24 protein-coding genes and 4 pseudogenes are annotated in these 21,092 nt (G+C 60.5%); 17 read left to right on the plus strand and 11 right to left on the minus strand.

Annotation, left to right across the window (positions count from 1 at the left end; translation table 11 throughout):
- The 6 genes and pseudogenes from ACR65T_RS09260 to ACR65T_RS09285 all read right to left on the minus strand — a co-directional run.
- A pseudogene (locus ACR65T_RS09260) lies at positions 1-407 on the minus strand (IS701 family transposase); the annotation flags it as partial.
- 234 nt (positions 408-641) lie between these two features.
- A complete protein-coding gene (locus tag ACR65T_RS09265; protein WP_434496219.1) occupies positions 642-944 on the minus strand; it encodes a transposase in 303 nt (100 codons plus the stop codon).
- 354 nt (positions 945-1,298) lie between these two features.
- Positions 1,299-1,691, minus strand: a pseudogene (locus tag ACR65T_RS09270) (IS701 family transposase); the annotation flags it as partial.
- A gap of 354 nt (positions 1,692-2,045) precedes the next feature.
- Positions 2,046-2,276: a hypothetical protein gene (locus ACR65T_RS09275; protein WP_434496220.1), complete on the minus strand. Its 231-nt coding sequence runs from the start codon at positions 2,274-2,276 to the stop codon at positions 2,046-2,048.
- Positions 2,277-2,284: 8 nt separating this feature from the next.
- The gene (locus ACR65T_RS09280; protein ID WP_424375647.1) at positions 2,285-2,623 is read right to left on the minus strand and encodes a hypothetical protein; all 339 of its coding nucleotides are present in this window, start codon (positions 2,621-2,623) and stop codon (positions 2,285-2,287) included.
- Positions 2,624-3,162: 539 nt separating this feature from the next.
- Positions 3,163-4,239: an acyltransferase family protein gene (locus ACR65T_RS09285; RefSeq protein ID WP_424375646.1), complete on the minus strand. Its 1,077-nt coding sequence runs from the start codon at positions 4,237-4,239 to the stop codon at positions 3,163-3,165.
- A 317-nt stretch (positions 4,240-4,556) separates the two neighbouring features.
- On the opposite strand from ACR65T_RS09285, the gene ACR65T_RS09290 reads away from it, so the two are divergent.
- Together ACR65T_RS09290 and ACR65T_RS09295 are read left to right on the plus strand one after the other, a co-directional pair.
- The gene (locus ACR65T_RS09290; protein WP_424375644.1) at positions 4,557-4,907 is read left to right on the plus strand and encodes a single-stranded DNA-binding protein; all 351 of its coding nucleotides are present in this window, start codon (positions 4,557-4,559) and stop codon (positions 4,905-4,907) included.
- Positions 4,908-5,834: 927 nt separating this feature from the next.
- Positions 5,835-6,107 (plus strand): DUF2285 domain-containing protein, encoded by a 273-nt coding sequence (locus tag ACR65T_RS09295; protein ID WP_434496221.1) that lies wholly within the window; start codon positions 5,835-5,837, stop codon positions 6,105-6,107.
- Between the two features lie 24 nt (positions 6,108-6,131).
- Here the strand turns inward: ACR65T_RS09295 and ACR65T_RS09300 are convergent, their stop codons facing one another.
- Positions 6,132-6,359 (minus strand): hypothetical protein, encoded by a 228-nt coding sequence (locus ACR65T_RS09300; protein ID WP_196399269.1) that lies wholly within the window; start codon positions 6,357-6,359, stop codon positions 6,132-6,134.
- 678 nt (positions 6,360-7,037) lie between these two features.
- Between ACR65T_RS09300 and ACR65T_RS09305 the strand changes: the two genes are divergently transcribed.
- Positions 7,038-7,415: a single-stranded DNA-binding protein gene (locus ACR65T_RS09305; protein WP_434496222.1), complete on the plus strand. Its 378-nt coding sequence runs from the start codon at positions 7,038-7,040 to the stop codon at positions 7,413-7,415.
- 49 nt (positions 7,416-7,464) lie between these two features.
- Here ACR65T_RS09305 and ACR65T_RS09310 read toward each other — a convergent pair whose 3' ends face one another.
- Complete coding sequence (locus ACR65T_RS09310; RefSeq protein WP_434496223.1) at positions 7,465-7,725, minus strand: hypothetical protein; 261 nt, start codon at positions 7,723-7,725, stop codon at positions 7,465-7,467.
- A gap of 592 nt (positions 7,726-8,317) precedes the next feature.
- Between ACR65T_RS09310 and ACR65T_RS09315 the strand changes: the two genes are divergently transcribed.
- From ACR65T_RS09315 to ACR65T_RS09340, 6 genes are all read left to right on the plus strand, one after another.
- Complete coding sequence (locus ACR65T_RS09315) at positions 8,318-8,572, plus strand: hypothetical protein (RefSeq protein ID WP_246720590.1); 255 nt, start codon at positions 8,318-8,320, stop codon at positions 8,570-8,572.
- Positions 8,565-9,710, plus strand: a complete 1,146-nt coding sequence (locus tag ACR65T_RS09320) for a DNA cytosine methyltransferase (protein WP_434496224.1) — start codon at positions 8,565-8,567, stop codon at positions 9,708-9,710. The genes ACR65T_RS09315 and ACR65T_RS09320 overlap by 8 nt, the downstream gene beginning before the upstream one ends.
- Before the next feature lie 29 nt (positions 9,711-9,739).
- Positions 9,740-10,564 (plus strand): hypothetical protein, encoded by an 825-nt coding sequence (locus ACR65T_RS09325; protein ID WP_348644218.1) that lies wholly within the window; start codon positions 9,740-9,742, stop codon positions 10,562-10,564.
- Positions 10,557-11,291, plus strand: coding sequence for a GIY-YIG nuclease family protein (locus tag ACR65T_RS09330; protein WP_196399274.1), 735 nt, complete (start codon positions 10,557-10,559; stop codon positions 11,289-11,291). Before ACR65T_RS09325 ends, ACR65T_RS09330 begins: the two co-directional genes overlap by 8 nt.
- A gap of 137 nt (positions 11,292-11,428) precedes the next feature.
- On the plus strand, positions 11,429-11,584 hold the full coding sequence (locus ACR65T_RS09335; RefSeq protein WP_196399275.1) for a hypothetical protein: 156 nt from the start codon (positions 11,429-11,431) through the stop codon (positions 11,582-11,584).
- Positions 11,581-12,306 carry a phospholipase D-like domain-containing protein gene (locus ACR65T_RS09340; RefSeq protein ID WP_434496225.1) on the plus strand — a complete coding sequence of 242 codons (726 nt, stop codon included), beginning with the start codon at positions 11,581-11,583 and terminating at the stop codon, positions 12,304-12,306. The genes ACR65T_RS09335 and ACR65T_RS09340 overlap by 4 nt, the downstream gene beginning before the upstream one ends.
- An 85-nt stretch (positions 12,307-12,391) precedes the next feature.
- On the opposite strand, the gene ACR65T_RS09345 is transcribed toward ACR65T_RS09340, so the two are convergent.
- The 3 genes from ACR65T_RS09345 to ACR65T_RS09355 are packed head-to-tail and all read right to left on the minus strand — an operon-like array spanning position 12,392 to position 13,936.
- The gene (locus ACR65T_RS09345; protein ID WP_124740537.1) at positions 12,392-12,808 is read right to left on the minus strand and encodes a hypothetical protein; all 417 of its coding nucleotides are present in this window, start codon (positions 12,806-12,808) and stop codon (positions 12,392-12,394) included.
- Positions 12,809-12,812: 4 nt separating this feature from the next.
- Complete coding sequence (locus ACR65T_RS09350; protein ID WP_434496226.1) at positions 12,813-13,499, minus strand: P-loop NTPase; 687 nt, start codon at positions 13,497-13,499, stop codon at positions 12,813-12,815.
- 11 nt (positions 13,500-13,510) lie between these two features.
- Positions 13,511-13,936 (minus strand): hypothetical protein, encoded by a 426-nt coding sequence (locus ACR65T_RS09355; RefSeq protein WP_434496227.1) that lies wholly within the window; start codon positions 13,934-13,936, stop codon positions 13,511-13,513.
- Positions 13,937-14,325: 389 nt separating this feature from the next.
- Between ACR65T_RS09355 and mobC the strand changes: the two genes are divergently transcribed.
- From mobC to ACR65T_RS09395, 8 genes and pseudogenes are all read left to right on the plus strand, one after another.
- Positions 14,326-14,733 carry a plasmid mobilization relaxosome protein MobC gene (gene mobC / locus ACR65T_RS09360; protein ID WP_175095789.1) on the plus strand — a complete coding sequence of 136 codons (408 nt, stop codon included), beginning with the start codon at positions 14,326-14,328 and terminating at the stop codon, positions 14,731-14,733.
- Positions 14,730-17,696, plus strand: a complete 2,967-nt coding sequence (locus ACR65T_RS09365; protein ID WP_434496228.1) for an LPD7 domain-containing protein — start codon at positions 14,730-14,732, stop codon at positions 17,694-17,696. Before mobC ends, ACR65T_RS09365 begins: the two co-directional genes overlap by 4 nt.
- A gap of 175 nt (positions 17,697-17,871) precedes the next feature.
- On the plus strand, positions 17,872-18,153 hold the full coding sequence (locus ACR65T_RS09370) for a type II toxin-antitoxin system ParD family antitoxin (protein WP_434496229.1): 282 nt from the start codon (positions 17,872-17,874) through the stop codon (positions 18,151-18,153).
- Positions 18,150-18,449, plus strand: a complete 300-nt coding sequence (locus tag ACR65T_RS09375) for a type II toxin-antitoxin system RelE/ParE family toxin (RefSeq protein WP_434496230.1) — start codon at positions 18,150-18,152, stop codon at positions 18,447-18,449. The genes ACR65T_RS09370 and ACR65T_RS09375 overlap by 4 nt, the downstream gene beginning before the upstream one ends.
- 364 nt (positions 18,450-18,813) lie before the next feature.
- Positions 18,814-18,972 (plus strand): annotated as a pseudogene (locus ACR65T_RS09380) (invasion associated locus B family protein); the annotation flags it as partial.
- A gap of 43 nt (positions 18,973-19,015) precedes the next feature.
- Positions 19,016-19,651, plus strand: a pseudogene (locus ACR65T_RS09385) (SOS response-associated peptidase); the annotation flags it as partial.
- Positions 19,648-19,941 carry a DUF3761 domain-containing protein gene (locus tag ACR65T_RS09390; RefSeq protein ID WP_434496231.1) on the plus strand — a complete coding sequence of 98 codons (294 nt, stop codon included), beginning with the start codon at positions 19,648-19,650 and terminating at the stop codon, positions 19,939-19,941. The pseudogene ACR65T_RS09385 and the gene ACR65T_RS09390, both read left to right, overlap by 4 nt.
- A gap of 386 nt (positions 19,942-20,327) precedes the next feature.
- Positions 20,328-21,092, plus strand: a 765-nt coding sequence (locus ACR65T_RS09395; protein ID WP_434496232.1) for an ArdC family protein, incomplete at its 3' end; no start/stop codon positions are given.

The following is a 21,092-nucleotide window of genomic DNA, read 5'->3' on the forward strand; positions in this document are numbered from 1 at the left end:
GAGGGGGGAATCAGACTCCTCTCGGAGACCAGGAATCCATAGGCTGCGACGCAGAGAGCCATGTGGTGGTGAAAGCCGCGCCACCCTCGTCCTTCGTAATGATCGAGGCCGAGTTCTTGTTTGAGTTCCTGATAATCCCGCCCGATCCGCCAGCGCAATTTGGCGTGTTCGACGAGCGCCGAGATGGTCGCGTCCGGCGGCAAGGTTGAAAGCCAATATTTGGTCGGCTGGCTTTCACCTTCGGGCCATTCGACGAGAAGCCATTCTTCGGCATGGGGCGTCGAACGCCAATAGTCGCGATGGGCAGGTCGAACTCGAACAGCAGCGAAACGGGAGGCGAGATTTTCGTTCGTGCCTTCGCGCCATGCGATCTCATGCCGAGCATCTTCCGGGAGCGACATCGCCAGTTGGACGCCTTCTGTAATCGGTCAACGTCCTCTCCTTGAGGTTTCTCGTCGTATGCGGGTTTCACGCTTCTGTCCGCAGTCGCCGCGAAGGGCGCCGCATTCTGGGCGGTTCGATTGGCGGGTTTGAATGCTGCAAGCTCTAAAGCGCGCTTTTCGGGCGCAAGGTGTCCAACGCAGTCATTCTGGCCCACACGCTCTCCGCATGCTCACGACGAGCGCGAGTGGTGAAGATTATCAGACAGTCGTTGACGCCGGCCTTTCCATAAAGAAGTCGGTCCCATCGACCCACATGCGGTGCATTACAACGGCGAGACGCCGAGCCAAGGCCACCTTCGCCTTGCGCGCTCCGTGCCGCCTCGCGACTTTGAGCGCCCAGGATTTGAGCCAATTGTCGGCTCGGCAGCGCGTCATCATGACGTTGGCGGCTTCATAGAGTAGTGCACGGACCATGGCGTCGCCGCATTTCGTGATCCGCCCGACCTGCTCGACTTCGCCGGAAGCGTGCACCCTGGGCGTGAGACCGAACACGGCCGCCACGAGCCTGGATTTGTCGAAGCGATGAGCGACATCGACGCCGGTGCGGAATGTGAGTGCGAACCATCGGCCTGGCGCGGGAGCGGCTCAAGATCGGGCTCGCCAATCTCGCCTACAACATGCGCCGCTTCGTCTGGCTGCACGAGCGAGGCGCACCCGCGTAAGGCATATGAGCGACGGGAATGGCCGACGCTCTTCAAGCAACGACGCACGGGACGCAGCAAGGCCAAATGTCACCCTGCGCGAAGACGTCGATCCGTGTCATGCCGCGCTATCGACCCCAGAAAAGAGGGTTATTGGAGGCGTCCAGTTGTTTGGCCGAATGGGTTTGTTTTGCGCATCGCGTCGCAGGAGCGTCGGCAGACTTGCGTGATCGTTGGCGACTGACAAAGATACGGCGACTTGACAATTGTCTTGTTTGCCGAGTTGCCCGCAATATTGTCGCGTCACGCCGACCGAATGAACGCCCTGCTTGGGGAACCCCGTGTCATCGATGATCCACGCTTTTATGGCTCCATGCTTCTCGATCATCGGAAGAACATGAGTGCGCACCTGCCTCAACATCGCTTCATCGGACCACTCGGCCTTCGCGACGAAATGGTGGAGCGATTGATGCGCGGCCTGGACACGATTGGGCTCGACACGCGCGGCAATCGGTTCGACGCTCTTGCGTTCGCCCGGAAGGATCAAGCCGGTGCAATAGGAACGAAACGGCGCGATACGATCCGCATGTCCCAAGATCGACGACATCGACTCAACGAACGCAGCGAACCGACCTTCACTCCCTGGATCCAAGCCATTTCGATCCACAGCCCCCTCCGAATCGAGCGTGAATCCTCAGAATATCCCATTCTGCCATCTTATGACACAGTAAAATTAGGTGCGTCCAATTCGTCGATGCCATTAAGTCCTGCCTTTTCGAAACCCGTGACTTTCGACAATGCGACCTCGTTCCATAATGAACCTTATGCGTCATTTTTTGTAGAACCTCATTAAAGGGGTCACAGCTCAAGTGGCTTTGTTACCCTCAACAGTAGAGCGTCGTGTGCGAACCAGTATGCTTTCGCACAGGCGGCGACCTTCGCCTCCGCCCCTTGCTACCCGCTATTTTCCACCTCTTATTTTGGCCGGACGTTCGATTGGCGGCAAGCGCGAAAAGCCGCGGCTCGTGGCGGGCGCCAAAAGCATCAATTCTTCCGCGGCGATCACCAGGGCTGCGATTGGATCGCCATCCGTCAGCGCAAGCCAACGCTCGACCAACTCGATGATTGGCGCCGGCAACGGTTCTCCGCCGTCGGGCTGAATCGTCCAGCCGCGTGTTGCTTCGTTTTCCATGTCATCCCTCAGCCGAGCAATTCGCGGGTCTCGGGCCTTCCGTTCGGGCCAACGACAACTTCGAAATGTTCGGTGCCGATCTCGTTTTGTGCATCATAGATTTCTGCGACGTAGATGATCATCGGCGCTGGCCAGTCCGCGCGCGTCGACCGCTCCGTGAGTGTGAACACCGAGTCATCGACCTCGAAAATTCCCATGCTGTCGCACGCGTCCATCACATCTTCGACGCCCTCAAGATAGGAACTGGCGAGCGATCGTGACCAGTGATGTCGAAGGATGAGCGAATGCGACGCGTTGCGGTCGAGATGGTCTATTTCATCGACAACGCAGCCGGCGATTGCCGCCATGGCGCTCGGATCAAGTGTATAAGCGATATGTTGGAGCTCTGGCGCATTTTCCCGACGCGGTCGTTTGGCAAACGTCCGCGAAATTCTGAAGATTCCTGGAAAGTACAGGCGCAACGGTGGACACCAGATGCGTCTATCGTTGGCCTTTGTCTTGCGTAAGCTCATATGTGTGCCGCATCAAAAGGAATGTCCGGTCGTCTCGCATTTGGCGCCGAAACGGAGTATTTGTTGGAAGCGCCGTAAGCGTTGTGAATTGTTAAGGCGATAATTCGGCATTTGTTCGATGCGCGGCCGCGAAGGCGGTGCGCTCGTGGCTACGTTGTTGAAGCACTGGAAGAAATTTGCTAAAGTTGATTGTCATCGTTCAGTCACGCCTTGTCGATGCTCGATGACCGACATGCGGGTTAAATTTGAACATCTGCGAATTCGCTTCACCGGCTATGCATGCCGTTTCGATTCGTTGAGTCGCGGCGAATGGATTTTGGCGATACTTTTGCAAGCGTCGTTTCCGCAGAAAGACGTTCGCTGTCACAAGGCGCTTAGCCGATCTTTAGGCGGCTGCTTCTGATTGGCGAATAATTAGAAGCGATGCGCACGCTCCAAGCTCGGCCGAGTTGCGCCGCCGGCCGGACGATCGCGAATTCGATCACCATCGTCGCGGCGGCGATCGCGGCCAGAGCGCCAAGGACGGCGGCCGGCACACCGATCCTCGTGGCAACCGATTCCGCTGCGACGCCGATCAGCGGCAGGTGGACAAGATAGACGGAGAACGACGCCCGGCCGACCGTGCGCATAGCTTCGCCCACATAGCCCCCGATCGGCGTCCCTTTAAGGCGTCCCAGAAGAACGCCGGCACCGATCAGCGCGACATGCGTCCAGGCCAACCCCGAGAAGGGACCAATTGCAATCCGCGCCAACATGGACGCGACCAGTATCCACCACGCAGCCATTCCGGCGGTCACCGGCGGAGCCTTCACCAGCCAGGCAGCGCTCCGCCGCACCTCGCTGGCGAGCGCCGCGCCAAGCAGGAGCGCGTCGGGGCGCAGCGCCCAGAGCAGCGAGCCATGCGGGCGGGGAATGAGCGCGAGCAGCAGAATGGCTGTGATCGCCGCGTAGAGCGGCGCGGGTCCTCGAGCCAGCAGAAGCGCCGGCGCCACGAGATAGAATTGTGCTTCGCTCGCCAGCGACCAGAAATGAGATGTCGCGAGCGCGTCGCCACAGCGGACGATTTCGCATCGCGCCCAATGGACGTTTGCGACGAACGCCGCCGCCGTCCAAAGATCCGTGGCGTTCGGCGCGGGGTGCTCAAGATGAGCCAGTGCAAGCGTTGCGACGATCGCCCATGCCGGAAGCGCGATCCGGGTCAGCCGGCGCGCATAGAAGGCCGCGATACTGCGCGTGAAATCGCAGGCTTTATCTGTCAGATCGGCGAGATTCTGGAAGATCAAAAAGCCTGAAATGACAAAGAAGAGATCGACGCCGACGCTGAGATCAGGGAGGTTGAGCCAGAACGCGACGATCGATTGCGACCCGAAGGCGAGCGCGAAATGCGACAGCATCACAGCGCCGATCGCCAGGGCCCTCAATTCATCAAGCGTATCAATCCGTTTCTGCAAGCGGCGGCGTCCCTCTCAGCTTGATTTCGTGCTGCGTTTGGGCCGAGCCCTGCTCGACCGAGCCTCCTCGCATCGGCGCCGGCGGCGCCTTTCGTCTTGACCGGCCTTGCGGCGGCGTCGAGGCAACGGCTTCGTGTTGCACTTCCCCACTGGCGGAGCGCACGAAGCACGCTGTCGCAGGGCTCGATCTTAAAGCTCAAACCCTATTCAAGACAATCTTATTATCGCCATTCTTCTAATAAAGTGCTAGCCAATGCGTGCGGCACATCCGTCCTTGGAATTGGGCGGCGATCGTTTCGCATGATTGGAGAAACGCAATGAGAACAACCAATCTTTTCATTCTACGCGGTTATGTCGGGCAAGAGCCGAAGGCGTTCAATGATGGCAAAATCGCCAAGATCAGCGTGGCGACGAACCGGAGTTGGACCGACAAGAAATCGCGCGAGCGCATTGAGAAAACCGACTGGGTTACGGTCACCGTCCTGAATGAGCGCGACGCGGCTTTCGTGTTGAAGAATGTCAGAAAGGGCGCACCGATCTATGCCGAATGTCGCGTTGCCGAAACGTCCTATGAAAAGGACGGCAAGACGATCTACGGCGTGGACGTGGTCGCCAACGTCTTCGACGTCCTTAGTCGCACCGATAGCGGCGAAGAGGACGCAGCGTAATCAGCTGACGCTGACACTTTGGCGTCCGGGCGACCTCGAAACGGGAAGGCTCGGAGATTGCGTTGCGCGTTGCGAACCATTCCGTTGAGCGCGGTCGCACAGCGCCTGCAAAGCCAAGAACTTTGAAAAAGTATCGAACAACCGGGCTGGCATCTTTCGCCAAACGTTTGCTGCTCAGGCTACAAACGCGGGTTGATCGTCGTTTATCTTTTGTAATTCCCGTGCGACGAGATACGCCTGCATGATTGTGTGCGCGTAATTCAAGCGCTATCCGTGTCGGCTCGACTACGGGGCTGATCACAGCGCCCGTTTTTCGGGCTCGCACTGGCCTCGTGTCGGCGCGCGGCGCGCGCCGTCGCTATGCTCACTCGGACCATAGGTCGCAATTTTCCGAAAAGCGGGCCGGGCAATAGCCCTTTGGCGTCGCTACGCTCGCGTCGGGGACTATATGGCCCCTTCTTGTGCTCGCGTTGCGAGCCTCTTTGTAGCGCAAACGCGCCGTCTGCGCTGACAATGCGGAGCGAGCGGCCTCCGAATGGACGGACTTTCCAACTTTCGAATTCGCTGATGGCGCTGTTCCTGCGAAAGGCTTAAGCCGCTGGCGCGGTCGTTGAATATCCGGGACGAGATCAACACCCATTCCGTTTCTCGCTCCCCTTCGCGCGAACTCCCCTCGCGACCACCAGTCGGTCGCGCCATCCATACTGGCGCTCTATCGCGGCTCGATTATACTACGCGAACGGCGTCGCGTATCAGTCACGGAGCGTGTCCCGATCACTTACCTTCAGTTACCACGCGTCGCGACACGGGGCTGCGCTTGTCGCTCGGCGCACCCTGAATGCCGCCACATAAGCTATCGGCTACCTTGCGGCTGCAGCCTTACGACGAGCGATCAAAGCATAGGCTGCGCTTTAATGGAGGCCAAGCATGATCCCCAATCAGTCCGACACGGTCGCAGAGGTAGCGCCGACGACGCTCGAGCTGACTGACTACGATCTCTCGCATATGATCGTATATCTCCGCCTGCTCGATGCGGCGCGCGATGGCGCCGGCTGGGAGGAGGCGAGCCGGATCGTCCTCAACATTGATCCCGACGTCGACCGTGAACGCGCGCGGCGCGTCTATCACAGCCATTACGCCCGCGCACGATGGATGACGCAGCAGGGCTATCTGGAGCTGCTGAAAATGCCGAATTCGTGACGACAATTGGGATACGCGCCGGAGCTAACGCTTCTCCCGCTTTTTCGCGGGCTCGGCGCGCGGCGCATCCCAATAGAAGCTTCGGCCGCCGAGCACTCCCGTGAACCGTTCGCCATCGCCGTAAAGTGTAAAAACAACAGTTGTGTTGGGCACCGCAAGTTCGAGGCGACGTTGCTCCCGATCATAGCGTATGACGCGCGCCGTCATCGTTTCACCTTCGCGATCGGCGTCCGCTAAAACAATCTCGTTCATCGTAACACCCTGCATTAGATCGACCTATATTTGGATAGCCGCCCGCCCCCGCGTCGCAGACAAAGCGCAACGTCGCCCGTTCTTCGATTGCGTGCAACAGGCGCATCCCGCGGCGACATGGCTTCGTCTCTTACTCGCTTCCTTACGCTTCGGATGTGCACGCGCCCAAGCCGAGTCGACTGTTTGCGCGGCGTAGGGGCCGTCACTCAATAGGCGCCGGGCTTCTCATAATCAGCCCATTTGAACGACGCGCCATGGCATTATTGATACGGCCACGCGGGATCGATCATCGCCAAGCCAATTCTCGGCATTGCGCGATGGTGTGAGAACGAAGAGGCTCGAGGCTGGGCGGACAATTCGACTGACCTGGTTGCGTGTCGAGCGCAGCACAGATCTCTCTTGTGATGTTTGTGCCTTCGCCCGTTGCTCTTTACTGGCTTGTCTAGCGCCGGCGGAGCCACGTCGGCGCCTGCGTCGAATAATTTTCCCCTTGCCGCTATGCGGCAATTCCTCGCGCACGGGCGCGGCGCGCCCTTTCAAAATTCTCCGTCGCGGCCGGCGCGCAGCGCTTCGCTTGCCCACTGCGGCCTTACGGCCTTGCGGCTCTGTGGTCTCCATACCCCGGCGCTTTCAGACCGCCATCGCAACGGGCCGAGGCCCAACGATAGGAGAGAGAAAATGTCGCAGCTCAACACACACATTCAGGTCGGCCGGGTCGGTCAGCTCAAGGAAGTCGGCGCCAATCTCGTCGTCACCGTCTGCTCGAACAACCCCTACAAGAACGGCAATGGCGAATGGATCGACAATCCCGAGTGGATCGAACATACGATCTTTGCCCGGCAGGACTCGCGCATCAAATGGGCGCGCGAAAAACTCGAATCCGGCGACCTGGTTCAAGTGACGTCGCGCCCGAAGCAGACCGAATGGAAAGCCGCTAATAGCGAGCGCCGGTTCGGCTACACTTTCGCGGTAGAGGACATTCAGCACCTTGCCGACAAGCCGGCGAAGAAGGCGGAAGCGCCCGCCGCGAAGTCGCAGGGCAAGAAGTCCCGATGAAACGCGATCGAGGGGCCGCGCGCGGCCCCTCGAGCACAAGCAGACTAATTTACATCATCAGATTGCTCGTCGGGGCGATCGGCAGACGGCGCTCAAGCGTGGCGCGCATTGATCGGCGCAGCGATCCGCTCACCGCAAGACGCTCTGTCGCCATCAGGGTGTCGCGGCGTGTCGCCCCCTTGGTCACGAAAAGTGCAAACGCGCCGCTGATCGCCCATATACTTTCATCATCGGGCCTCTTCTTCGCCAGCTGCGCTTCTTTCCCATGCCGTTTGCGCGAAACGGACGAGATCCATTTCTCCTTGGCCATAAATTTGCGCGATTCCGCTTTCATCGCAGAGCAGCCCAATGTCGGCGGCCTCGGCGCAGCGCATGATTTCAGGCGCCAAGTCCTTTGGAAGAAAAAATGCAACGTAAGGATAGCGCGCTGAGTGGCATCCGCCAAAAGCGCCTGCGTTGCAGCTGGACACAGGGATTGAGCCGTAGGCCGAAATCGCGATTGTGGCGGAGGCGACGCCGACATCCAGCCCCCAGAGTGCGGGTTCGTCCTCGAATGCGGTCGCGCGCTCCTCTTCGAAGGCCGACATTTCCGCTTCGACATCATCCGCCATCTTCAGTCGGTCAATCAGTTTCGTCTCGATATCGAGGGCTGTGCGAACGACGCCCCAGCCGCAGCCCCGCAGATCGCAGTAGGAGCGATTGCCTACGAGCGTGCCCTCCGCTTCCGCTTGTTCGAGTTCCTCGGGCGATATGTCGGCCAAGTCCGCGACATTCAGGTGGCGATGGATTTTTACGGGGAACGAGCGCGGAGCCCAACGCAATGGAGGTCACCTGGAAACGAGAAAATTTAAAGTGAGATGGGCTCGATAGGCTCTCTCGTCGGCTCGGAACATATATAGAACATGCTGGACATGGCGCCAAAAAGGCGCCAGCTTCGCTGCATGCTCGATTCTTTAAAAAATCAGGCGATTCGTCCGCTGGATCGCATCAATCTTCGGTTGTCACCCGAGACCTTCGAGTCGATCGATCAAGCGCGGAGCGCGCGTCCCGGCAATGTCTCCAGGAACACCTGGATTGCCGAGGCCATCAAGGAAAAGCTTGAACGGGACGATGTTCTGGTCGACGACCAAGCCATTGAGCGGAAGCGTCATGCCTAATTTTTATGAGTTTTTTGCCGGCGGCGGGATGGCCCGGGCAGGGCTTGGGTCCGGTTGGACATGTCTGTTCGCGAATGATTTCGATCACAAAAAAGGTCTTGCCTATCAAGCCAACTGGGGCACGGGCGGCGAGCTCAAGGTCGGCGATGTTCGCCAGGTCACCGTGGATGAGTTGTCAGGATACGCAGACCTGATTTGGGGGTCGTTCCCCTGCCAGGATTTATCTTTGGCCGGGGGCGGAGCCGGGTTGAAGGGAGAGCGCTCTGGAACCTTCTATCCGTTCTGGGATGTCATCACGGGGCTGATCGACGACAATCGCGCGCCGAAGATTATCGCGATCGAGAATGTTTGCGGCACGCTGACCTCCCACGGCGGACGAGATTTTGAAGCGATCTGCAAGACCTTTGGCGAAGCCGGATATCGATACGGCGCCTTGATCATCAACGCCTCTCTGTTCGTGCCGCAATCCCGGCCACGATTGTTTGTGATCGGCGTAAGAGACGATGTGACGATAGACCCGTCGCTCCTGTCGCCGGGGCCAATCGAGCCATTTCATACGCTGGGATTGCGCAGAGCTGTTGACGGCATTTCCTCCCGCGCCAGGAAGAAGATGCTGTGGTGGAATTTACCGACGCCGCCGCGTCGCAAGATTTCTTTCGCCGATATCATCGAAGAAAATCCTTCGAGCGTCGACTGGCATACTGCCGCAGAAACCAAGCAAATTTTGGCGATGATGTCGCCGGTCAACAAGGCGAAGGTTGAGGCCGCCAAGCGTTCGGGGCGTCGGATGGTGGGCGGGGTCTACAAGCGCACCCGTCTCGACGAAAATGGCGTCAAGGTCCAACGGGCGGAAATTCGGTTTGACGATATCTTGGGATGTCTGCGGACGCCCGCAGGCGGTTCAAGCCGCCAGACGATCGTCGTCGTCGATGGAAACAAGATTCGATCGCGCCTGATTTCGTCGCGGGAGACCGCTCGATTGATGGGACTTGATGACGCGTATAAGCTGCCAAAAAATTACAACGAGGCGTACCATTTGACGGGCGACGGCGTTGCTGTCGATGTCGTTCGGCATCTTACGCGCTATCTGCTCGAACCGCTTCTCGACGTCTGCGCTCAGGCGGAGAGGGCCGCGTGAGCGTTATTCCTTGCGAGCAGGACCCAAGCGTGCGCCAGCAGATCGCAGAATTTGCTGAAGGGCTCAAGACGCAAGCCCATAAGCTCGGCGACCACGGGCTTGCGGAGAAAGACTTCTACGCCTCGCCGATTTTCCGCGGCGCTATTCAACAGGTGCGTGGAGAGTTTGCCGCAGCGATGCGAGGCAAGCGAGAGTTCGTCCAGCATGTTCTCAACCACATGGAGGATGGAGGCTTCATCGCGGGCTGGGACCGGGCCAAGCGCGGCGTGTTTTATGACTATGTTGTGACGCTACCAAGCGGTCGAACGACGATCATCGACCTGAAAGGCTGTTTGGACGGCGACAACTCGAAAATTTTCGAGCGCCCGGACGGCGCAGATGAATTTGTCATTTGGAGCCTGTGCACCAATGTTGGCGCCGACCCGCGGCGAAACGCCTGGTCTGGAGTTCATACGCGCATAAGCGCTCAGATCATCGCTCGCAATCAGCGCGTTGATGGCCTCGTCATCTGGGATATGGTGTGCGGAACGATGGGACGCGCCTGTCCAAAGCTGTTGGACGAGAGCGATGCCAGAACGACCGTGATCGGTCCTTTCTGTGCGCCGCCGCCGTGCATCTATCTTTTCCCATCTTCCATACCCTCTCGTGAAGCGCCGAAAGTCGGCGCGCAATCACTGATGAACATCAAATTCCTCGCTGCATTCCATTCCGGCTTTGGAGGTCGCGGCGACGAGATTAATCATGTCAGCTTCGAAACCGCCTCTCTCGGTGACGAGACCATGCGGCGCACCACAATCGAGCGGGGAGGAGTCGTGCAGCATTCCTCCGACATGACGGCGATCCGACATGCCTAATCCGAACGAGCCCACTACTCGTCGCGATCCCGATTTCATAAACTTTCCACCGTTCGAGACGGAGGATCTGCGAGCCAATCTGGCGAGGTTTCTCGATACGTCGTTCGAAGAAGCTATGGGTCAGACTCGACGTGTCGGGAATTATAAATGGGGCGTCTACGCCTTCTTCGATTATGACGGCGAACCGATCTATGTCGGGCAGACGAACGAGATGCTGCGCACGCGTATTCGTCGTCACCTGACCAATCAGCGCACTGATGCTGTTGCAATGTCAGTGCTTGACCCGTTTGAAGTGCTCGAAATCGAGGTCTGGCCGCTGCCACAATATCAGGAGACAAGTGGCAAGGATGCCGACGCGCGCAAGCAACTGGATGCTTTGGAGCGATTGATCACGCAGCGCGCGGTTGATCGGTCAGAGTTCAAAGCGATCCTGAACGAGAAGGATCCACCGCCTGGGTCGCTCGTCGTCGAAGCGCCCCGATCCCTGCGCGCGAGAATTGTTTCCGACCGCGTCTATGAGCTCCGATCACATCCCGATTTTCGGATCGCTCGAAGAGCGCTCATTATTTCGCGGCTTGCGCAGGTGATCTCCGAGCGAAAGGTCCAGGGTGGATTACGACGCGTATTGCTGACACAGGCCTTGCGTCTTCAGTGGTTGGCGTCGCGTCGCTATGACGCGCTGGGTGGCGCTGCGTCGGTTGAGCAAGAAGGCGATGAAGATGGTTGACCGCGTGCAGCGAAAATATTTTGGATTTCGGTGACAAATTGGAGCCTTCGTCCCGACTTGCCGCTCCCTGAACACGCCTGCCATTGTGGCTTCGTCGTGTGGAGTCGGTCGGGATCTGCTCCTCAAAGGATACGTCAATGGGTTGGCGAGGACAACAAAACCGAGAAGACGACGAGGATGCGCGCTGGCGGCAGCTTCCATTCCGCGAGCGCTATAACTGGCGGGTTGTATTCACATCGATTGGCTCGGCCATCGTCGTCCTCATTTTTATCATCTGGAGCCAGTGGCAGTGATCCACCGGCACTGGTTTCGGATCGTTGTTGGCGCTTCCCTCCTCTGCGGCATCGGCTCCTTGCCCGTGCGCGCCGGCGATGTGGAAATCCACTACGCGCCTGATGAAAACCTTGAGCGCATCGACGTCGACCTGATCCGCTTGGCGCGCGCGAAGATCGACATGGCGGTCTACTCGCTCACGGACTGGGCCGTCGTCGACGCGTTGACCGAGGCGCGCCGGCGCGGGGTCGCCCTCCGCATCGTCCTAGACCCAGGCCAGCAGCACGCGCTCGACCGGCTTCGCCCCATTGCCGACGATGTCCGGATGAAACCGGCGGGCGCATACATGCACCTGAAGTCCTATGCCGTCGATGGGCGCCTTCTTCGGTCGGGGTCGGCCAACCTGTCGGCCTCCGGGCTCAAGCAGCAGGATAATGATCTCGTCGTTCTACACGACCCGTCTGCGGCGAAGTCCTTCGAGGCGCGCTTCCAGCAGCTATGGAATGTTTCCCGGCCGCTTCCCAACTCTGCCGCTTACGCCGAGCCGGCGTCAAAGGACGCGCCGACGCCGTCCAAGGACTGCGCCATCAAGGGCAACGTCAACCGCAAGGGCGAGAAAATCTTCCACGTACCCGGCAGTCGCGACTACGCCCGGGTCACCATCACGGGCGCCGAAGAACGTATGTTCTGCTCCGTGGCGGAAGCGACAGCGGCAGGCTGGAGGCCGGCGGCGGGAAAATAGCGACGGTGTAAGGACTGGCCTCGGTCATCATCCCTGTCGAGTTCGCATCCCTGCAACTCGTTGTCGATGACAGCCGGGGCGCCTCTTACGGCGCCAGCGCGCGCCCAATCGCGATTCCGGTGACGACGAGAGCCGCGCCAACCGCCATCCCATAGGCGAGCCACTGCGTCGCCTGCCGTCGCGCCACGTCTCGCGCGACGTCTTGCGCCGCGAGCGCGACGGCGCGGGCGAGGTCGGCCTTGGCCTGTTCGACCCCGGCGCGCATTTGCGCGTCCGCCGTCTCGCGCGTGCGCGTCATGATGGCCGCCGCCTCGGTGGCAATCGCCTTGGGGAACTGGCGATAGAGGCTGTCGTAATATTGAAGCGCGAAGATGACGAGCCACAGCGCGTCATTGTCGCGAAGCCCGAGAACCTCCTTCACACGACGAAGCTGTCGGCGTTCTGTCTCCGTCGCCGTCCGGCCGATCAGCTTCTCAAAGCCGGTCGCGTCGTGGGCTTCCATGCCATCAGCCATTCGGCACGACCGCCGAAAAGACGCCATCGACCTGTGTGAGCCAACGTTTCAATTCGGCGCGATTGCCGATCGGCATATCGGCGAGCGCCTTTCGGATGCTGAGACGCTTGCTGTAAAGGTCGTCGCTCACGCGGTCCGCCATGTCGGGGAAGAGCAGGCTCTTCCCGCCCCGACCTTCGATCGACTTTCGAGTCTTCGAGCCGTTATAGAGTTCGAACTTCTCGTCCGCGCCGAAGTAGCCGTTCTTGACGACGTGAACGGTTGAATTCGGGATCGCTTCGAGAAAATCCTGCAACAGCTCCAACGAATCCCGCTGACGATTGACAACCCACAAGGTCACCAATCGCCGCTTCAGCTCGTCGAGCGTGCCGCTCAGCGTGACGCCGTAGGCCCCTACTCCCTGATTGTTCCGCGCCGCCGTATTGACGATAACGGTCTTATCCGCGTTTTCGTCACAGAGATTGACGAGCCGAATCCAGCCGTCAGCATCGTCCAGATTGATGCCCTCGCACGGGATCTCCTTCTCATAGTTCTGCATGACGTCAGGATTCGAGGTGTCAGCGTCGACCACGACAACCGCCTCGCCCCGCGCCGTCAGAAAATGGATGAGCGCCATTGTCACCATGGACTTGCCGACGCCGCCCTTGCTGCCGCCGACCATGTAAATCGCCTTATCCATTCACCGATCTCCTAGATTTCATCGCGGTCGCGGCGCACGCGGAAAGACGACGCGCGCAGCACAGGTTCAGACTCGACGGTTCCAACGGATGCGGACCTTGCGATTTCCGAGGAGGTCGGCGCAGGCCTTTTCCCGTTCTCGCTGGAGTGATGGCTTCCCCGCTTCACCCCGCGCTGGGCTTTCTGTTCGGCGAGCTGTTTCAGCACCCGAAACAGCGAAGGCGCCGAAATCATAATGCCCTGCTCTCTGAGGTAATCGAGAAGTTGAGCATTCGTCAGTCCCCGGCCTTTCGCCTTCATCAAAGGCTCATAGAGAGCACCAATTTGTTCGCGCAGCGTGAGCCGGCGGTTCGGCTTTAGCGCGTTGATCCCTTGTTTCAGACGCTGCAGGTCCTCACCGGTCAGCTTCATGCGATCCTCTAATAAAATGGCAATCATTTAGACCCACTCCCTTCCTTACGCAAGACCTTTATGACGACGACGCGGAGCATCTTGGAGATTGATCTGATATGCGCCTGATGCGACGGTGATAATTTTATGCGAGTCCGTTGGGTCTCTGTGTGAGACGCTTTCGATGTTGATCTAAGAGCCTCATTAGACTGTCTTGATAGTGCACTGAGAGTGGTTCGAGACTGTCTTGAAATCTGCCAAAACCATTGAAAAACGTTGAGAAAATGGGGGGTTTCGGCTATGCAAAGCGAAGAGTGGTGATGAATGGCAGGATAGGGATTTTGTGAAACAAAATCTTTATGTGCGCTCGCCGCGCCGGCCATGTTTGCGTCCGGCAGTTTGCCAAAGGCAAACCGGACGCTAAGGACGATCGACGAATGGCGGACAAGCGACATTACGATCGGCGCAAGACGCGATTTATCGGCTTCCGCGTCGATGAGACGGAGGCGGCGGCGTTTCTGTCATTCTGCGAAGCGAGGAATCTGACGACAACAGAAGCGCTGCGTCGCATGGTTCGCGCGGCCAGCGACATGGGGCCGACGTTTGACGGCGAAGGACGCGTCGAAGTCGTCGAATTGACGCGACAGCTGCGCGCGATCGGCGTTAATCTCAATCAAGCCGTTCATCATATGAACGCGGGCAACGCCTTCCCGGGAGAGAATGTGCGCGCGTGGCTGATCGAAGCGCATGGGATCATGCGGGCGCTCGACGCGCTCTACGCGTCATTGACGTATCGAGCGCGGAGACGCGCCGAGACGGCGATCGAAAAGGACTGCGCCTCATGACGACTCTCGCGGCGCTTGATCTTTCGATTCTGACGGAAGGCTTGCAGCGTCGTCTTGCGGCGAAGAATCGGGCGGCGCTGGACGATCTTGCGGCTGCGGTGCAATCGGCTGAGCGTTACCGCGCGCAAACAGCCAACAGCTCGCGCGCGGCGCCCCGGCCCGGACACGACGGGCGGCCGGACACAGGGCCGCGCGCGCCGGCGCCAGGCGAGAAGTCCCGGGCCGACGATGAATTGCGCGTGAAGCGCGCGGTCGCAGCGAAGGGCAGCGTTTCGCAGACCGACGTCTCGGCGCATGCGCCCGCCGCGGTTGCGCATACGGCGCGACCCTCATCGCCGGCACTGGGCGGCCGCGTGCCGGCGACGGGCGCAGCGATTGCATCCGTGCGGTCCGCCTTGATCGCGAAGGCTAATCTTGCGGCCGGGTCGCAGGCGGCGGTCGTCAAGATCGCGAGTTTCGGTTCTGGCGCGGCACGGGCGAAATCGCTTCTGAACTATCAGAGCGACAAGGGCGAACTGACGCTGGAGCGCCATGATGGGTTGATGATCACCGGGCAGCGCTCCGTCGCCGACTTCGCCGCCACGTGGCGCGCCGAAGATGGCCGCGCGCCGTCCAACGACGTGCTGCAGTTCGAAATGCGGTTCGACCGCAGGCTGGAGACAACGGAGGCGCAAGACGCGCTTGCGGAGGCTCTTCGCGGCCATCACTATGCCTGGCGGCTTTCGCAGCATGGCGCGCATAGCCGCGTCGACATCGTCATGACGGCCGCGAGTCGCGAGCGCAATGCGGGCGGCCGGCTTCAACGGATCTACGACAATCAGCGGTCGATTGACGGTTTGCGCGATCGGTTGGAGGGCGCATTCGGCCGGGACGCCGAATTTACCGACCCGAAATGGGCGCATGGGGTCGAGGGCGCCACGTCGGCGCTCGCCCGACTTACCCGCGGCGGTGAGATTGACGCTTATGGGCCGGACGGCCGTGCGCTCAAAGATGAAGCCGAGCGCCTGACGCGCGAGCGGCCGAACCGCCCGCCGCGCGCCGCATCGCGTGAGGCTAATATCAGCCTCGAAATCGCCAAATCCTGGCGGCCGCATATGCGATCGAGCGCGCCACGCGACTTTGCGCATGTCATTTTGAGCGCGAAACCCGGCACGGACAAAGAGGCGTTTATGGACGCCGCGCGGGCGACGCTGGCGCACGCGTTTGCCGGACATGAGTATGTTTTCGTGATGCATACGAACCGAGAGCATATTCATGTGCATGCGGCGGTTCGACTTGTCCGGGACGACGGCAAGCGGCTCGACCCAAAAATTCAGGATTTTTCGCGATGGCGCGATACGCTCGCGGCCGAAGCCCGTGCCCGCGGGATCGCCATGGAGAATGTCCGGCGGTTCGATCAGGCGCACGCGCCGGCCTACAAGCTTAAAGACGTGAAGATGATGGCGCGCGGTATTGCGCCGGCGAGCGTTCGCCGGCGCGTCGAGTGCGTGCAAAACCGGGAAATTCATAGACCGACGCGCGAGGAGGGCCGGCGGCGCGCGCAGGACGCCGCGCGCCAATGGCGGAACGTCGCCGCCCTGTCGCCGCGTCGATCGCCGCCGCCAGCGCCGGACGCCGTGCGGCTTTATCGTCTCGATAGCGGCGGCGGTCGACCCGGCGCGCTGTTCGCTGCTGATCTGGCGACTGCTGCGGCTTATGCGAAGCCAGGCGTCGCCACACGGATGATTTATGTGGACGTGCCGCCCGCGCGCGCAACCGAGCTGAAATCCTCACGCACGCAGCCCGGCAAGGTTTTTGTCGTGCCGCGCGCCATCAGCGCTCAAAGCCGACCGTTGGACGGCGCGCTGAGCGCCGCCGTCGCGCATTTTCAGCAACGCGCCGAGAGCGCTCTACGAGGTCGCGCGCCCTCGACCGACGCAGAGGAGACAGGACCCATGCGAACAGCCGAAACGATGATCGCCGCGCGCGACAGCATGGCCGATACGATTACGAAAATCGACAAGGCGCTTCCCGACGATGAGGCGCGCGCGCAATTCGCCGAACAGTCGCGCCGGCTGCTCGACAAGGCCGACGAAGCCATCGCCGCGCAAACCAATCTCGAACAGCAAAAGGCGGATGTGCAGGGCGACCGCTACGTGAAGCCGGAGCCCGCGCGTGACCTCGGGCCGATTATCACGTTCGAGCGTAAGGGCGACGAGATCCATTACCACCGACACGATGCGACCGGCGCGCTGCAAACCCTTGCCTTTGTCGACAATGGGAAGCAGCTCGATATTCGCGACTGGAATAACGCGGATTCCGTCAACGCCGCGCTCAAAGTGGCGTCCGAAAAGTGGGAAACGCTCAACATCACCGGGAGCGACGCTTATAAGGAGACTGTTGCGCGGCTCGCCGCCGAGCATGGCTATAAAATCACAAATCCCGAGATGCAGGGTCGTATTCGCGATCTGCGCGCCGAGATCGAAATAGACCGCGCGCGGATTGCCGAAGGCCAGGCGCAGCCCGATGAAAGGCACGAGGCCGCGCCGATGGAGCGGCGAGACAAACGAGACGAGCCTGCCCGCGCCGAAGGTCCGACCTCGACGGCAGCCGAGCGCGAAATCCGTCTTCAGGAAATCCGAGGGCGAGTGGACCGCGAAGCGGCGCGCGAGACGGAACAGGCCGCCCGCACCGAAGGAGCGAACAAGACGAACGCCGTGCAAGTGAACGAGCCGTCGCCCTATCGCTCGCAGGCCGAGGCCGCGAGCGCGCGCGAAGCCGATCGATCCATGGAGGACAACAACCGCCGCGAAATGCCCGCCGATCCCCGCCAGAGCGAGCAGATGCAGAACCTTCGCGAGCAGCAGTCGCGCGTGCTGAAACAGGACGAAGAACAGCGGCGCGTCGACCAAGAGAACGCGGCGCGCATCAATCGCGAGCTGGCGCAGCCTCGGCGGCCGGAAGGCGAAGGCGAAAGCCGCTAATAAAGGGTTCGGTTCTGGTGCCCGCGCGATTTGTGCGTTCGCGGCCGCTACCATCCCCTCGTCGGCCATAGTCACGCGCCTTCGGCTTCGACGCCGTTCGTCCAGACTGGTTCATAAATATGGATTTCTGCAAATGGTATGATAAATTCATACCAGAATGTAAGGAGCGCATCCCATGTCCGCCACAGAAAAGCGTACATTTAGCTTGCCCACGGAGCAAGCTGCCTTCATCGACCAACTCGTCGCCTCGGGCTCTTACGCCTCAGGCAGTGAGGTGATCCGAGCTGGCCTTCGCGCCCTACAGGAGCGCGACGCCGCCGTGGAGCGCTGGCTGCGCGACGAAGTTGCCCCGGCCTATGACGAGATTAAAGCCTACCCGGATAGAACTCTGTCCAGCGAGAAGCTCTTCGATAATATCCGCAAGCGTCACGCGGCCCGGCTGAAGGCGGAGATGTGAAGCGGCGGGAAGTCGAATACGCTCTGCAAGCCGACGAAGATTTCGGACGGCTCTATGATCTGATAGCTGAAGCGAGCAGCGCGACGCGGGCGCTTGCCTACGTCGAAAGGTTGCGGGCGTTTTGCGACCGTCTTGATTACGCCTCTGAGCGCGGAATGCGTCGCGACGACATTCGGCCCGGGCTGCGCATCATCGGGTTTGAGCGCCGCGTCACGGTCGCCTTTACGGTTGAGGCCGAGCGCGTCGTTGTGCTGCGGTTGTTCTATGGTGGCGCCAATTGGGAAGACGCCCTTTGACGCAGCACTCCTATCTGCTTCACTAGATCCATCTCCGCGACATCGCGACCACCAGCAAAACTGAAATAGCGGCGGCATGGGCAGAATTTTGGCAGCCGCACGCGCCCACGACGAGATCATCCGCATAGCGCTCGTCGACATGCAGTAGTGAACGTCAGCCCATGGCTGCCTCAGTCGAAAGCGCCTGGATTGCCCGCCGCCCTTTCGCACACGGCGCCTGCGGCGCGCCAGTCCCGCCAAATCGCCGCGCGCGCCTCGTCCAAACCGAGCCTGCCATCGCAAACCGCAATGGCAAGGCAGCGTTCTATCGCGTCCTTTTCCAAGGCGAGCGCCACCGGCTGCAGCATAAGGTTCCGCCGATGGATTGTGGCGGTGCCGAGCGCCAGCGGTATCCTGTGATCGAGTTGCGCCGCTGGACACGTTCCTGCTCGAAGGCGCGAGGATGAAAGTCGATCAGGGCGAGATCGGGAAGCTTCCCTTCTTCAAGTGTGCGCCGATCGGCTGCGCGGCGGAAGGGCCGATCAGCGACGGTGTGATCCGTTTCACACTCGTGGGAAGAGTTACACAGGCTTGCCGATCTGGTCGGGCAGCCCCGCAACCTCGCGCCGCGCTACAATATCGCGCCGACGACCCAGATCGAGGTCCTTCGGCCTGCGGAGACGGGCGGCAACGAGCTCGTCCAGATGCGCTGGGGGCTTGTGCCCGGATGGTGGAAGAAGCCGCTCAAGGATCTTCCTGCAACGTTTAATGCCCGCGGGGAGACGGTCGCCGAGAAGCCTATGTTCCGAACAGCCTTCAAGACGAGACCCTGCATCACTCCCGCCTCGGGCTTTTACGAGTGGACGGGCAAAGCGGGGGCGAAAACGCCGCACTATTTTTCGGCGCGGTCCGGTGAACCGCTCGCCTTCGCCGCATTGTGGGAGCAAACTAAGCATCCTGGCACAGGCGAGCCTCTCACATCGGCTACAATTATTGTCGGCGCGGCGAACAACTGGATGAACCGTTTCCATGATCGGCAGCCCGTCATTCTCGACTGGCGCGACGCCAACGCATGGATGCGCGGCGATGATCCAGGCGCGCTCCTACGCGCGCCCCCGGAAGATTCCTTGAATGAATGGATTGTGTCGACTCGTGTCAACAAGGCAGGTGCCGGCGACGACGATGCATCGCTTGTTGATCCCGTTGAGACCGTGCTCCTGTGACGCGGGCAATTTTTATAGCTCTTGGACTTTTATTGAGTGCGAGCTTTGCGCTCGCGAAGTCGCCGCTTAAGCCCGAACTCGCGCCTGGAATGCCAATTGAGTCGCAGCTACAGGAACATGGCCGCTATTCCAATTCGAGCGGCGAGGATGTTCACGCGCCAGCACATAGCAGAACCGGCGGCGCGCCGGATGGCGCAAGCGCGCGTTGTCGCGATTCAACCTATAGCTTTTCCCATTCTCGTAGTGGAACTTGCTCGCGGCATGGCGGCGTCGGAGAGTGGTTGCGTTGAAAGCGCGACGCTCGTGTTTCAGAAGCGGACGCTACTCGCTTCGATCAGCGGCAGGCCTTTGGCGTGAACGTCAGCCGTTCCGTTCACCCGATGTGCGGAACCGCTTGTCGCTTCCGCCTCAAACCCAATCGAAGGCGCGCTGAATAGGCGCATGCTATGGTCGTCCGAGTAGGTTCGCGCAGCGCTTACCGCTTCTTCGCGCTCCTCAGCGCCGCACGACCTGAATCATCGGTCTATGCCTGGCAGGCGGGTCCCAGCGCCGCAACGGCGTTGCCGTCTTCCACTTCGTTTCATCCCTGCGGGTGCGGCCCTGTGCTGCCCCCTGCCTCTTCGGCGACCGATCAGGTCGCGGCGGTCGCGGCCGACCAACCGAAGAGGAAAGACACATGTCCCGCGAATCCAGCCTGGACATCCATCAGGAAATCACCAGCCGCATCATCGCCGCCATCGAGGATGGCGCAGGCGAGTTCTGCCTCCCCTGGAATCGGGGCGGCGCCTCCGGCCGCCCGCGCAACATCGCCTCCGGTAAGCACTACAATGGCGTCAATGTCCTCGCCCTATGGGTGGCCGCCCTGCATCAGGGCTACGCTCAGCCCATCTGGGGAACCTATCGCCAGTGGCAGGAGAAGGGCTGTCAGGTGCGCCGCGGCGAGAAATCCTCGCTCGTCGTCTTCTACAAGACCTTCACCGTCGAGACAGACCGCGAGGAGGCTTCCGAGTCCGAGACGTCCGAGCGCTTGATCGCGCGCGCGAGCTACGTCTTCAACGCCGACCAGGTGGAGGGCTACGCGGTTCTCGAGGAGACGCTTCCCGTCACTCCCCTCTTCTCTCCGATCGAAGAGGCCGAGCGTTTCCTTGCCGCCTCCGGCGCCCGCGTCACCGAGGGTGGCACGAAGGCCTGTTACCGTCCTTCGACCGATGACATCTTAATGCCCGATCGCACCCGCTTCGCCGGCAGCGAGAGCATGTCCGCAGGCGAGGCCTTTTATGCGACGCTCATGCATGAGCTGACGCATAATGCCGCGATCCGGATTATGCCGCATGGCCTCCGCTGGAGGCCGGATAGCCCGGCATTGGCCATGCGGCTGTTCGGCATAATCAGAGCCCTTCCAGGAACGCGAGGAGTTGGTCGTCAGGCCGGAACCGGCCCG

The sequence above is a fragment of the Methylocystis sp. genome (assembly GCF_051061285.1).
Classification (GTDB): domain Bacteria; phylum Pseudomonadota; class Alphaproteobacteria; order Rhizobiales; family Beijerinckiaceae; genus Methylocystis.

What these genes read in the sequence shown, in the direction of transcription:
- ACR65T_RS09295 (WP_434496221.1), top strand. Translation starts at nt 5,835, where the DNA reads ATGATCCCCAATCAGTCCGACACGGTCGCAGAGGTAGCGCCGACGACG.
- ACR65T_RS09275 (WP_434496220.1), bottom strand. Translation starts at nt 2,276, where the DNA reads ATGGAAAACGAAGCAACACGCGGCTGGACGATTCAGCCCGACGGCGGA.
- ACR65T_RS09315 (WP_246720590.1), top strand. Translation starts at nt 8,318, where the DNA reads ATGCTGGACATGGCGCCAAAAAGGCGCCAGCTTCGCTGCATGCTCGAT.
- ACR65T_RS09370 (WP_434496229.1), top strand. Translation starts at nt 17,872, where the DNA reads ATGTCCGCCACAGAAAAGCGTACATTTAGCTTGCCCACGGAGCAAGCT.
- ACR65T_RS09335 (WP_196399275.1), top strand. Translation starts at nt 11,429, where the DNA reads ATGGGTTGGCGAGGACAACAAAACCGAGAAGACGACGAGGATGCGCGC.
- mobC (WP_175095789.1), top strand. Translation starts at nt 14,326, where the DNA reads ATGGCGGACAAGCGACATTACGATCGGCGCAAGACGCGATTTATCGGC.
- ACR65T_RS09330 (WP_196399274.1), top strand. Translation starts at nt 10,557, where the DNA reads ATGCCTAATCCGAACGAGCCCACTACTCGTCGCGATCCCGATTTCATA.
- ACR65T_RS09345 (WP_124740537.1), bottom strand. Translation starts at nt 12,808, where the DNA reads ATGGAAGCCCACGACGCGACCGGCTTTGAGAAGCTGATCGGCCGGACG.
- ACR65T_RS09355 (WP_434496227.1), bottom strand. Translation starts at nt 13,936, where the DNA reads ATGATTGCCATTTTATTAGAGGATCGCATGAAGCTGACCGGTGAGGAC.
- ACR65T_RS09290 (WP_424375644.1), top strand. Translation starts at nt 4,557, where the DNA reads ATGAGAACAACCAATCTTTTCATTCTACGCGGTTATGTCGGGCAAGAG.
- ACR65T_RS09320 (WP_434496224.1), top strand. Translation starts at nt 8,565, where the DNA reads ATGCCTAATTTTTATGAGTTTTTTGCCGGCGGCGGGATGGCCCGGGCA.
- ACR65T_RS09365 (WP_434496228.1), top strand. Translation starts at nt 14,730, where the DNA reads ATGACGACTCTCGCGGCGCTTGATCTTTCGATTCTGACGGAAGGCTTG.
- ACR65T_RS09300 (WP_196399269.1), bottom strand. Translation starts at nt 6,359, where the DNA reads ATGAACGAGATTGTTTTAGCGGACGCCGATCGCGAAGGTGAAACGATG.
- ACR65T_RS09350 (WP_434496226.1), bottom strand. Translation starts at nt 13,499, where the DNA reads ATGGATAAGGCGATTTACATGGTCGGCGGCAGCAAGGGCGGCGTCGGC.
- ACR65T_RS09305 (WP_434496222.1), top strand. Translation starts at nt 7,038, where the DNA reads ATGTCGCAGCTCAACACACACATTCAGGTCGGCCGGGTCGGTCAGCTC.
- ACR65T_RS09310 (WP_434496223.1), bottom strand. Translation starts at nt 7,725, where the DNA reads ATGGCCAAGGAGAAATGGATCTCGTCCGTTTCGCGCAAACGGCATGGG.
- ACR65T_RS09280 (WP_424375647.1), bottom strand. Translation starts at nt 2,623, where the DNA reads ATGGCGGCAATCGCCGGCTGCGTTGTCGATGAAATAGACCATCTCGAC.